The organism is Pseudomonas rubra (assembly GCF_028656935.1).
Taxonomy (GTDB): domain Bacteria; phylum Pseudomonadota; class Gammaproteobacteria; order Pseudomonadales; family Pseudomonadaceae; genus Aquipseudomonas; species Aquipseudomonas rubra.
On record NZ_JAMDGZ010000021.1, the window covers coordinates 106,138 to 118,120 of the forward strand.

An 11,983-nucleotide genomic window follows, 5' to 3' on the forward strand; every position below is an offset into this window, starting at 1 on the left:
GTCAGCGGCCCTCGCCAGGCAAGGTTTCCTGCAACGCCGTCATCGCCTCGCGAGCCCAGCGCGCCTGCAGGCGTTGGCCAGGCTGCCAGGGCGCGGCGTGCTCCTGCCATTGGTTATTGGCCTGGCTGATGCTCAGCAACTGGCCGTTGTCCAGCTGCAGCTCGTAGCGGGTGGCGCTGCCCTGGTACTGGATATCGTGGAGTCGGCCGCTGACCTGGATTTCGTTACTGGCTGCCGGCTGGTCACCCAGGCGGATGTGTTCCGGGCGGATCGAGAACGGCTGCTGGCTGCCATTGAGCTGTTGCGCCAGTGCGCCGCGCAGCACGTTGGAGGTGCCGACGAACTCGGCAACAAAGGTGGTCGCAGGTTTCATGTAGAGGTTGCGCGGGGTATCGACCTGTTCGATACGACCGCGATTGAACACAGCGACGCGGTCTGACATCGACAGCGCTTCGGTCTGGTCGTGGGTGACGAAGATGAAGGTGATGCCTAATTGGCGTTGCAGTTTTTTCAGTTCGCCCTGCATCTGCTCACGCAGCTTCAGGTCCAGTGCCCCCAGCGGTTCGTCGAGCAGCAACACCCGCGGGCGGTTGACCAGCGCCCGGGCCAGGGCCACGCGTTGGCGCTGGCCGCCCGAGAGCTGGGCCGGCTTGCGCTGGCCATAACCGCCCAGAGCAACCATGGCCAGGGCCTCTTCGGCGCGGGCGTGACGTTCGGCCTTGGCCACGCCCTTGACCTTCAGGCCATAGGCGACGTTGTCACGCACGTTCATGTGCGGGAACAGGGCATAGTCCTGAAACACCGTATTGACGTCACGCTGGTAGGGCGGCAAACCCGCCGCTTCTTCACCATGAATACGGATCGAACCGGCACTGGGTTGCTCGAAGCCGGCTATCAGGCGCAGGCAGGTGGTCTTGCCCGACCCTGAGGGGCCGAGCATCGAGAAAAACTCACCGTCGTGGATGTCGATCGACACCTGGTCAACGGCCCTGACCTCGCCGAAGGCGCGCGAGACATTGGTGAACTGCACTGCAAGGGTCATGGTGCAAAGCTCCAGCAGGAAAGAGCCAGTGGGAGCGGGCTTGCCCCGCGATAGCCCCCTAACGGCCCCCCATGATCGCAATATAGTCCTGGGTCCAGCGGCTATAGGGCACGAACTTGCCCCCTTCAGCTTGCGGCGTTTTCCAGAAGGCAATCTTGTCGAACTGGTCGAACCCATTGGTCTTGCAGCCTTCGGCACCGAGCAGTTCGCTGCCGCTGCACGCTGCTGGAACTGCTGGCAACGAGCCAAACCAGGCCGCTACGTCTCCCTGGACCTTGGGTTGCAGCGACCAGTCCATCCACTTGTAGGCGCAGTTGGGGTGCTTGGCTTCGCTGTGCAGCATAGTGGTGTCGGCCCAACCAGTGGCGCCTTCCTTGGGAATGGTCGAGGCCACGGGTTGCTTGTCGGCTTGCAAGCCGTTGACCATGTAGCCCCAGGAGCTGGAGGCGACCACGCCTTCGTTCTTGACGTCACTCATCTGCACCGTGGCGTCGTGCCAATAACGGTGGATAAGCGGTTGTTGCTGGCGCAGCAGGTCGAGCACCGCTTTGTACTGGGTCTCGTTCAGTTCATAGGGGTTCTGGATGCCGAGTTCGGGCTTGGCCGATTTCAGGTACAGCGCGGCATCGGCGATGTAGATCGGCCCGTCGTAGGCCTGGACCCGGCCCTTGTTCGGTTTGCCGTCCGGCAGGTTCTGCGGCTCGAAGACCACGCCCCAACTGGTCGGCGCCTGCTTGAATACGTTGGTGTTGTACAGCAGCACGTTCGGGCCCCACTGGTAGGGCGTGCCGTACACCTGCTGGTTGACCACGTACCAGGCACCGTCCTTGAGCCGTGGGTCGAGGTTCTTCCAGTTGGGGATCAGCGCGGTGTTGATCGGCTGCACGCGCTTGCCGGCGATCAGACGCAACGATGCGTCACCGGAGGCGGTGACCAGGTCGTAGCCACCCTTGGTCATCAGGCTGACCATCTCGTCGGAGGTGGCGGCGGTCTTGACGCTGACCTTGCAACCGGTGTCCTTCTCGAAGCCGGTCACCCAGTCGTAGGCTTTGTCGCTTTCACCGCGCTCGATGTAACCCGGCCAGGCGACGATATCCAGTTGGCCTTCGCCGGCGCCCACGGCTTTCAAGGGTTCGGCGGCCTGCAGGCTGGCGCTGGCCAGCAGGGCGGTGCTCAGGGCGCAGAGCGTGGCGGTCTTGTGCACGAACATGGTGTTCCCTCTTGTTGGAATTATCGCGGGGCAGTGAAAGTGCAGGTATAGCTGGTTTAAGCGTAGTTGCTGTTGCCTGGGTCCAGCGTAGCCCGGTCTTGGGCAACATCTGGAAGCAAATGCATTCAGCTTCGCTTCAGCCAGCGGCAGTACTCTTGGGGTTTCTTTCCTCCTCTTGGAGATGCCCTATGAACACCCGTGGCTTGCTCGATCAACTGCTCAAATCCGGCCAGGACCTGCTGCAGAACCAGGCCGGCAAAGGTTCCACCGGCAAAACCGGCGGTATTGGCGACTTGCTCGGCGGCAAGGGCGGCGGTGGCCTTGGCAGCCTGCTCTCCGGTGCTGGCGGCGGCGCCCTGGCGGCAGGTGCGATGGGTTTGCTGCTGGGTAGCAAGAAGGCCCGCAAGTATGGCGGCAAGGCCCTGACCTACGGTGGCCTGGCGGCCCTTGGGGTGATCGCCTACAAGGCCTATGGCAACTGGCAGGCCAAGCAGGGCGCAACGGCCCAAGGCGAGCCGCAAACCCTCGACCGCCTGCCGCCGGCCCAGGCCGAGCAGCACAGCCAGGCGATCCTCAAGGCGTTGGTGGCTGCAGCCAAATCCGATGGCCATGTCGATGAGCGCGAGCGGGCGCTGATCGAAGGCGAGTTCGTCAAACTGTCCAACGACCAGGAACTGCAGCACTGGCTGCACGCCGAGCTGAACAAACCGCTGGACCCGGCCGATGTCGCTCGCGCCGCCAGCACCCCGGAAATGGCCGCCGAGATGTACATCGCCAGCGTCATGCTGGTGGATGAGGAACACTTCATGGAGCGCGCTTACCTGGATGAACTGGCGCGCCAGCTCAAGCTCGATCCGGCACTCAAGATCGAGCTGGAAAATCAGGTAAAACTTGCTGCCGGTCAATGAAATCGGGCTAATGGCCAGTATCTAGCCCGTTTGGCCCGATCCATCCGTTAAGTCAGCCGCAAATGCGCGCAGTCGCTGGGCTATACTCTGCCCATTTTTCCTGCTCGCGTAGAATATTTGAGGGCTGACTGTGAAAAACTGGACCTTGCGCCAACGGATCCTGGCGAGCTTCGCCGTGATCATCGCCATCATGTCGCTGATGGTGGTCGCCGCCTATTCGCGACTGGTGGCCATAGAGTCCGGCGAGGAAGCGGTGCGAACCGACAGCATCCCCGGGGTCTACTACAGCTCCATGATCCGTAGCGCCTGGGTCGACAGCTATGTGCTGACCCAGCAGTTAGTGGGGCTGAGCAACCATCGCGAGATCACCTCGGCTGACATGGAGCTGTACAAGGGCTTTGAAGAGCGGCTCAAACAGCACATGGCCAGCTATCAGTCGACCATCCGTGAAAAGGACGACCAGACCAGTTTTGACCAGTTCGGCCAGCTCGAGGTGGCCTACCTCAAGGCTGTCGAAACTGTGCTGCAGGCCTACCGCAAGCAGGATTATGCCGAGGCCCAGCGTCTGCTCGCCGAGGTACTGACCCCGGCCTGGGTCGAAGGCCGCAAACACCTGAACGGGGTGATCGAGCGCAATCGCCATTCCGCCGAGAACGCCACCGATTCCATCGTCAGCGCCGTGGCCACGGCCAAGTTCAGCATGATCGTCTCGTTGTTGCTGGCCATTGTGGCTGCGACCATTTGCGGCCTGGTGCTGATGCGTGCGATCTCCGCACCGATGCAGCGGATCGTCCACGCCCTGGACAAACTCAGCGGCGGTGACCTCAGCGTGCGCCTGAACCTGGACCGCAAGGACGAGTTCGGCGCAGTGGAAACCGGCTTCAACGCGATGATGGGCGAACTGACCAACCTGGTGTCCCAGGCCCAGCGCTCGTCGGTGCAGGTCACCACCTCGGTGACCGAGATCGCCGCCACGTCCAAGCAGCAGCAGGCGACCGCCACCGAAACGGCCGCCACCACCACCGAAATCGGTGCCACCTCGCGGGAAATCGCCGCCACCTCGCGCGACCTGGTGCGAACCATGACCGAGGTGACGTCCGCCGCCGACCAGGCCTCGATCCTCGCAGGCTCCGGCCAGCAAGGTCTGGCGCGCATGGAAGAGACCATGCACCAGGTCATGGGCGCGGCTGACCTGGTCAACAACAAACTGGCGATCCTCAACGAGAAGGCCGGCAACATCAACCAGGTGGTGGTAACCATCGTCAAGGTCGCCGACCAGACCAACCTGCTCTCGCTCAACGCTGCCATCGAGGCGGAAAAGGCCGGTGAGTACGGTCGCGGTTTCGCCGTGGTCGCCACCGAAGTGCGGCGCCTGGCCGACCAGACTGCCGTGGCCACCTACGACATCGAGCAGATGGTCCGCGAGATCCAGTCGGCGGTGTCCGCCGGGGTCATGGGCATGGACAAGTTCTCCGAGGAAGTGCGCCGCGGCATGTTCGAAGTGCAGCAGGTCGGCGAGCAGCTCACCCAGATCATTCATCAGGTCCAGGCCCTGGCGCCACGGGTGCTGATGGTCAACGAAGGCATGCAGGCCCAGGCCACCGGCGCCGAGCAGATCAACCACGCCCTGGCGCAGTTGGGCGACGCCAGCAGCCAGACGGTGGAGTCGTTGCGCCAGGCCAGCTTTGCCATCGACGAGCTGAGCCAGGTGGCCACCGGCCTGCGTGGCGGCGTGTCGCGGTTCAAAGTCTGACCTGCTGATGAACGAACTTCAGCTTCGCCGCAAACTGGACACGACCGCCCACGGGACGCTGTACCTGGTGTTTCGCATCAAGGACCAGCGCTTTGCCCTGGATGCCCATGAAGTGGCCGAAGTGCTGCCGCGCCTGCCCCTCAAGCCGATCGCCCAGGCTCCGGATTGGGTTGCCGGGGTGCTTGCCCATCGTGGTGCGCTGGTGCCGGTCATCGATGTCGGCGCCCTGAGCTTCGGTCTGCCGGCGCCGGTGCGCACCAGTACGCGGCTAGTGCTGGTGCATTACCGCGTCGATCCGTTGCGCCCGGATTTGCTGCTGGGGCTGATTCTCGAACAAGCCACCGATACCCTGCGCTGTGATCCTGCCCAGTTCCAGCCCTATGGCCTGGACAACCAGCAGGCGCCTTACCTGGGGCCGGTGCGCGAGGATGCCCACGGCCTGCTGCAGCGCATTGGTGTGCAGGACCTGCTCAGCGCCGAGGTGCGTCAGCTGTTGTTCCCGGCTGAGAACGTGGCCAGCAGCGAGGGGCAAGCATGAGTGGCGAACAGCGGTTTTTTCGCTTTTTGCAAGATCGCATCGGCCTGGACGTCGCCTCGGTTGGTGCCCCCATGGTTGAACGCGCATTGCGTCAGCGCTGCGCGCTTGTCGAGGCCCGTGACCTCGATGACTACTGGCTGAGGCTGCAGCAGTCGAGCCAGGAACAACAGGCGCTGATCGAAGCGGTGATCGTCCCGGAAACCTGGTTTTTCCGCTATCCGGAATCCTTCAACGCCCTGCTGACTCTAGCGCGCAAGCGCCTGGCCGAGCTTGCCGGCATGCGTGCGCTGCGCATCCTCAGCCTGCCGTGCTCCACCGGCGAAGAGCCGTATTCGATCGCCATGGCCCTGCTCGACGGCGGCCTGGCGGCGCAGAGCTTTCGTGTCGACGCCATGGACATCAGCCCCAACTCCATAAGCCGCGCCGAACAGGCGCTGTATGGACGCAACTCGTTCCGCGGTTCGCACCTGGAGTTTCGCGAGCGGCACTTCAGCGACACTGGCGAAGGCCAAAGCCTGGACGAGCGGGTCCGCCAGCAGGTCAAGTTGCAGGTCGGCAATGTGCTGGACCCGGCCTTGAAATCTCGGGAGGGCAGCTATGACTTCGTCTTCTGCCGCAATCTGCTCATCTACTTTGACGTCCCTACCCAGCAGCGGGTGTTCGAGGTGCTCAAGAGCCTGATCCATGAGCAGGGCGTGCTGTTTATCGGCCCGGCCGAGGGCAGCCTGCTGGCGCGAATGGGCATGCGCCCGGTGGGCATTGCCCAGTCTTTCGCCTACGTGCGCCAAACCGAGACTGAGCTGGCGCCGCCGAGCAAGCCGCTGGCCATTCCTCTGCCTTTGACGGTGCCGGTGAGCACCGCCAGCGTGCCGCGCCCGGCGCCGGTGAGTGTGCGCAAGATCAAGCCGATTGCCCCGCCGCCGGCCAGGCCCGTTGCCCAGGAGTCGGCAGGCGAATTACTGGCGCAGATCGCCCGCCTGGCCAATGCCGGTAGCAGCGCAGAGGCCCAGGCGGCCTGCGCCCGTTTTTTGCAGCAGTACCCGCCCAATGCCCAGGTGTTTTACTGGCTGGGTTTGCTCAGCGACACCGCCGGCGACGGCGCTGACGCCCTGAGCCACTACCGCAAGGCGCTGTACCTCGACCCCCAGCACTCGGAGGCGTTGGTGCACCTGGCCGCGCTGCTGGCTTCTCAAGGTGATGTCGCAGGCGCCCGACGCCTGCAGGAGCGGGCCGCACGGCGCGCCGACCGGGAGTCTGAACAATGATGGGTGACAACGACGTGCAGCTGGTCGCCAGTGATGCCGCCAGCATCGACGACTGCTGGAACCGTATCGGCGTACACGGCGACAAAAGCTGCCCGTTGCTCGACGAACATATTCATTGCCGCAACTGCGAGGTCTATGCGGCAGCGGCGACGCGTCTGCTGGACCGTTATTCGCTGTCCCAGGGGGCCCACGAACAGAGCGAGGCGCCTGAGCAAGCCAGCAGTGGCCGCTCGTTGCTGCTGTTTCGCCTGGGCGAGGAGTGGCTGGCCTTGGCCACCCGCTGCCTGGTCGAGGTCGCGCCGCTGCAGCAGGTACACTCCCTGCCGCACCAGCGTTCGCGGGTGCTGCATGGCGTGGCCAATGTCCGTGGCGCGCTGGTGCCGTGCCTGTCGCTGGGCGATCTGCTCGGCCTGGAATCCCAGGCGGCAGCCGCCACCTCGGCGCGGGTCATGCCGCGTATGCTGATCATTGCCGCCGCAGGTGGCTCGGTGGTGGTTCAGGTCGATGAGGTTGACGGTATCCATGGCCTGGACCCCGGCCGTCTGACGGCGGAACAGGGCGAAGCCCGGTTTACCGCTGCAGTGCTGCAGTGGCGCGGGCGTAGCGTCCGTGTGCTGGATGAAGATCAAGTGCTGTCTGCCGTGAACCGGAGCCTGTCATGACCCCAGAGCAAATGCGCGATGCCTCGTTGCTCGAGCTGTTCAGCCTGGAGGCCGAAGCCCAGACCCAGGTGCTCAGTGCCGGGCTGCTGGCATTGGAGCGCAATCCGACCCAGGCCGATCAGCTTGAAGCCTGCATGCGGGCGGCGCACTCGCTCAAGGGCGCGGCGCGGATCGTCGGCGTCGATGCCGGGGTCAGCGTCGCCCATGTGATGGAAGACTGTCTGGTCGGCGCCCAGGAAGGTCGGCTGTTGCTGCGCCCGGAGCATATCGATGCCCTGCTGCAGGGGACTGACCTGCTGATGCGCATCGCCACCCCGGGAGACGCCAGCATTGATGCGGCGGTGCAGACTTTTCTGGTGCAGATGGCGGCTTTGCTCGACCCGGGCGCGGAACCTGCGCCCGCAGTTACACCGCCGCCTGCGCCATTGCCAGAGCCAGAATCACGGCCAGAATCACGGCCAGAGTCACAACCGGTTGAGCCACCCAGTGTGGACACCGAGGCTGAAGCCGAAGCGGCGCCGGTGCGTGCCGGCAAGCGCATAGGTGAGGGTGGCGAACGGGTGCTGCGGGTCACCGCTGAACGGCTCAACAGCCTGCTCGACCTGTCGAGCAAGTCGCTGGTCGAAACTCAGCGTCTAAAACCTTACCTGGCCACCCTGCAGCGCCTTAAACGCATGCACGGGCAAAGCATCCGTGCCCTGGATGGTCTCAAGCAGCAACTGGAAAGCAGCGGCCAGAGCCCGGAAGTCCAGGACGCTCTGGCCCAAGCCCAGCGTTTGCTCGGCGAAACCCAGCAAATTCTTCTGCAACAGGCCTCGGATCTGGATGAGTTCGGTTGGCAGGCCAGCCAGCGCGCCCAGTTGCTCTACGACACCGCACTGGCCTGCCGCATGCGTCCGTTTGCCGATGTGCTGACCGGGCAAAGCCGCATGGTTCGCGATCTGGGGCGCTCGCTGGGCAAGCAGGTGCGCCTGGATATCGACGGTGAGAAAACCCAGGTCGACCGCGATGTGCTGGAAAAGCTCGAAGCACCCTTGACCCACCTGCTGCGTAATGCCGTCGATCATGGCATCGAGTCGCCCGAACGGCGCCTGGTGGCTGGCAAGCCCCTGGAAGGGCAGATCCGCCTGCGCGCCTCGCACCAGGCCGGCTTGCTGGTGCTGGAGATCAGCGACGATGGCGGCGGGGTGGACCTTGCGCACTTGCGTCAGAGCATCGTCGAACGCCAGTTATCACCCGCCCAGACCGTGGCGCAGATGAGCGAGGCCGAACTGCTGACCTTCCTGTTCCTGCCCGGCTTCAGCCTGCGTGACCGGGTGACGGAGGTGTCCGGCCGTGGTGTTGGTCTGGATGCTGTGCAGCATATGGTTCGCCAGTTGCGCGGCTCGATCGAGCTGACCCAGACCAGCGGCCAGGGCAGTTGCTTTCACCTGGAAGTACCGCTGACCCTGTCGGTGGTGCGCAGCCTGGTGGTCGAGGTCGGCGCCGAGGCCTATGCCTTCCCGCTGGCGCATATCGAACGCACGATGGAACTGCCGGCTGATGCGATCGTGCAGATCGAAGGCCGCCAGCATTTCTGGCACGAAGGCCGGCATATCGGCCTGGTCTCGGCCAGCCAGTTGCTCAACCGTCCACCCAGCCAGGCGGATGGGCAGAGCATCAAGGTGGTGGTGATTCGCGAGCGTGAAATGCTCTATGGCGTGGCGGTCGAGCGCCTGATCGGCGAGCGGGTGCTAGTGGTGATGCCGCTGGATGCACGCCTGGGCAAGGTCCAGGATATTTCCGCCGGGGCCCTGCTTGATGACGGCGCAGTGGTGCTGATCATCGACGTCGAAGACCTGCTACGCTCGGTGGAAAAGCTCCTCAGCACCGGTCGCCTTGAGCGTATCGAGCGTGGCCAGCGCAGCGTGCGCGAGGCGGCACGCAAGCGCGTGCTGGTGGTCGATGACTCGCTGACCGTGCGCGAGCTGGAGCGCAAGCTGCTGAGCAACAAGGGCTACGATGTGGCTGTCGCAGTGGATGGCATGGACGGCTGGAACGCTTTGCGCAGCGAGGATTTCGACCTGCTGATCACCGACATCGACATGCCACGCATGGACGGTATCGAGTTGGTCACCTTGCTGCGCCGTGACAGCCGCCTGCAATCGCTGCCGGTCATGGTGGTTTCCTACAAAGACCGCGAAGAAGATCGTCGCCGTGGACTAGACGCCGGGGCCGACTACTATTTGGCAAAGGCCAGTTTTCACGATGATGCCTTGCTCGACGCCGTCGTCGAGCTGATCGGGGGAGCGCAGGGATGAAAATCGCCATCGTCAACGACATGCCCCTGGCCGTAGAAGCTTTGCGCCGCGCGCTGGCGTTTGAATCAGCCCATCAGGTGATCTGGGTCGCCGGTAACGGCGCCGAGGCGGTCAGGCAGTGTGCCGAGCAACTGCCGGACCTGATCCTCATGGACCTGATCATGCCGGTCATGGATGGCGTCGAGGCTACCCGGCGGATCATGGCCGAAACGCCGTGCGCCATCGTTATCGTCACTGTCGACCGTCAGCAGAACGTCCACCGGGTGTTCGAGGCCATGGGTCATGGCGCCCTCGACGTGGTCGACACCCCGGCCCTGGGCGCTGGCGATCCGCGTGAGGCAGCAGCGCCGCTGCTGCGCAAGATCCTCAATATCGGCTGGCTGATCGGCCAGCAGCGCAGCACTTCGACACGGGCGATGACCGTGTCGGTGCGCGAGGCCGCGCAGCGCCAGGGCCTGGTAGCCATCGGCTCCTCAGCGGGCGGCCCGGCGGCCCTTGAAGTGCTGCTCAAGGGCTTGCCGCGCAGCTTTCCGGCGGCCATCGTGCTGGTCCAGCACGTTGACCAGGTGTTCGCCGCCGGCATGGCCGATTGGCTCAGCAGCGCCTCGGGCCTGTCGGTGCGCCTGGCCTGCGAAGGCGAACCGCCGCAACCGGGGCAGGTGCTGCTGGCCGGAACCAACCACCACATCCGCTTGCTCAAGAACGGCAACCTGGCCTATACCGCAGAGCCGGTAAACGAAATCTACCGGCCCTCCATCGACGTATTTTTTGAAAGCGTGGCCCGCTACTGGCGCGGCGACGCGGTCGGCGTATTGCTCACCGGCATGGGGCGCGACGGCGCCCAAGGCCTGAAGCTGATGCGCCAACAGGGCTTTTTGACCATTGCCCAGGATCAGCAGAGCAGCGCGGTGTATGGCATGCCCAAGGCAGCCGCCGCGATAGACGCCGCCGTGGAAATTCGCCCATTGGAGCGAATCGCCTCGCGATTGATGGAAATTTTTCCAAAATGACGATATGTATTGAGCCACGCCGGCTGGCCGGCAGTGACCAGGTGACAGCGCATGAATGATTTACCGCTCGACGGTTTTCCGACCATGAATGAAAATTCAGCGATGGTCCTCTTGGTCGACGATCAGGCAATGATCGGCGAAGCGGTGCGGCGTGGCCTGGCTCACGAAGAGAACATCGACTTCCACTTCTGTGCCGACCCGCACCAGGCGGTCGCCCAGGCGGTGAGAATCAAGCCCACGGTCATCCTCCAGGACCTGATCATGCCCGGCCTGGACGGCCTGACCCTGGTGCGTGAGTACCGCAACAATCCGGCCACCCAGGACATCCCGATCATCGTCCTGTCGACCAAGGAAGACCCGCTGGTCAAGAGCGCGGCTTTTGCCGCCGGTGCCAACGACTACCTGGTGAAACTGCCGGACAACATCGAGTTGGTGGCGCGCATCCGCTACCACTCGCGCTCCTACCTGACCCTGCTGCAACGGGACGAGGCCTACCGGGCCCTGCGCGTCAGTCAGCAGCAGTTGCTCGACACCAATCTGGTGCTGCAACGGCTGATGAACTCCGACGGCCTCACCGGGCTTTCCAATCGCCGCCACTTCGACGAAAACCTTGAGCTGGAATGGCGCCGGGCCATGCGCGAGCAGGCGCAGTTGTCGCTGTTGATGGTCGATGTCGACTACTTCAAGTCATTCAACGACACCTTCGGCCACCTGGCCGGGGATGAGGCGCTGCGCAAGGTCGCCGAAGCCATTCGTGCCTCCTGCGCCCGCCCCAGCGACTTGCCAGCCCGTTACGGTGGCGAGGAATTTGCCTTGGTACTGCCCAACACCTCGCCAGGCGGGGCGCGCCTGATTGCCGAGAAACTGCGCCAGACGGTGGCGGCAATGAACATCGCCCACACCACGCCCAACCCCGATTCGGTCCTGACCGTGAGCATCGGCCTGGCAACCTTGACCCCGAGCATCGGCAGCCATTGCCGGCAGCTGATTTCGGCAGCGGACAAGGGCCTGTACCTGGCCAAGAACAATGGCCGCAATCAAGTCGGCGTGGATTGACGCTGTAGGAGCGGCGGTGCGGCGACTCGACTTGTCCCGCGATCAATATGTTGCGGTGCCTGGGCTGGCCTCATCGCGGCATAGGTATCTACACATCTCTAGCGAGTCAGCCTATTGGCTCTAGATATGCGTGCTTAACCAGTTGATGTGGAGAGGCTGCCGGCCCCTTCCGCCCTTACGGCGGCTCACTTTTTTCTTGGTGGACGGTGCGTGTCAATGTACCTGTCGCTTTGCTCTTT

10 protein-coding genes are annotated in these 11,983 nt (G+C 63.9%); 8 read left to right on the forward strand and 2 right to left on the reverse strand.

Annotated elements, in window-relative coordinates; translation table 11 throughout:
- Position 1: 1 nt before the first annotated feature.
- Both M5G17_RS11495 and ydcS read right to left on the reverse strand, forming a co-directional pair.
- A complete protein-coding gene (locus M5G17_RS11495) occupies positions 2-1,042 on the reverse strand; it encodes an ABC transporter ATP-binding protein (protein WP_273893027.1) in 1,041 nt (346 codons plus the stop codon).
- A 58-nt stretch (positions 1,043-1,100) separates the two neighbouring features.
- Positions 1,101-2,252 (reverse strand): putative ABC transporter substrate-binding protein YdcS, encoded by a 1,152-nt coding sequence (gene ydcS / locus M5G17_RS11500; protein ID WP_273893029.1) that lies wholly within the window; start codon positions 2,250-2,252, stop codon positions 1,101-1,103.
- A gap of 188 nt (positions 2,253-2,440) precedes the next feature.
- Here ydcS and M5G17_RS11505 point away from each other — a divergent pair, with 188 nt between their 5' ends.
- The 8 genes from M5G17_RS11505 to M5G17_RS11540 all read left to right on the forward strand — a co-directional run bounded on the left by M5G17_RS11505 (position 2,441) and on the right by M5G17_RS11540 (position 11,744).
- Positions 2,441-3,160 (forward strand): tellurite resistance TerB family protein, encoded by a 720-nt coding sequence (locus M5G17_RS11505; protein WP_273893030.1) that lies wholly within the window; start codon positions 2,441-2,443, stop codon positions 3,158-3,160.
- Positions 3,161-3,290: 130 nt separating this feature from the next.
- Positions 3,291-4,913, forward strand: coding sequence for a methyl-accepting chemotaxis protein (locus M5G17_RS11510; RefSeq protein WP_273893031.1), 1,623 nt, complete (start codon positions 3,291-3,293; stop codon positions 4,911-4,913).
- A gap of 7 nt (positions 4,914-4,920) precedes the next feature.
- Positions 4,921-5,451 (forward strand): chemotaxis protein CheW, encoded by a 531-nt coding sequence (locus M5G17_RS11515; protein WP_273893032.1) that lies wholly within the window; start codon positions 4,921-4,923, stop codon positions 5,449-5,451.
- Positions 5,448-6,716 (forward strand): CheR family methyltransferase, encoded by a 1,269-nt coding sequence (locus tag M5G17_RS11520; RefSeq protein WP_273893033.1) that lies wholly within the window; start codon positions 5,448-5,450, stop codon positions 6,714-6,716. Before M5G17_RS11515 ends, M5G17_RS11520 begins: the two co-directional genes overlap by 4 nt.
- Positions 6,713-7,378, forward strand: a complete 666-nt coding sequence (locus M5G17_RS11525) for a chemotaxis protein CheW (RefSeq protein ID WP_273893034.1) — start codon at positions 6,713-6,715, stop codon at positions 7,376-7,378. The genes M5G17_RS11520 and M5G17_RS11525 overlap by 4 nt, the downstream gene beginning before the upstream one ends.
- Positions 7,375-9,678 carry a hybrid sensor histidine kinase/response regulator gene (locus tag M5G17_RS11530; protein WP_273893035.1) on the forward strand — a complete coding sequence of 768 codons (2,304 nt, stop codon included), beginning with the start codon at positions 7,375-7,377 and terminating at the stop codon, positions 9,676-9,678. The genes M5G17_RS11525 and M5G17_RS11530 overlap by 4 nt, the downstream gene beginning before the upstream one ends.
- Positions 9,675-10,688: a chemotaxis response regulator protein-glutamate methylesterase gene (gene cheB / locus M5G17_RS11535; protein ID WP_273893036.1), complete on the forward strand. Its 1,014-nt coding sequence runs from the start codon at positions 9,675-9,677 to the stop codon at positions 10,686-10,688. Before M5G17_RS11530 ends, cheB begins: the two co-directional genes overlap by 4 nt.
- Positions 10,689-10,739: 51 nt before the next feature.
- On the forward strand, positions 10,740-11,744 hold the full coding sequence (locus tag M5G17_RS11540) for a response regulator (RefSeq protein ID WP_273893037.1): 1,005 nt from the start codon (positions 10,740-10,742) through the stop codon (positions 11,742-11,744).
- The last annotated feature ends 239 nt before the right edge of the window (positions 11,745-11,983 follow it).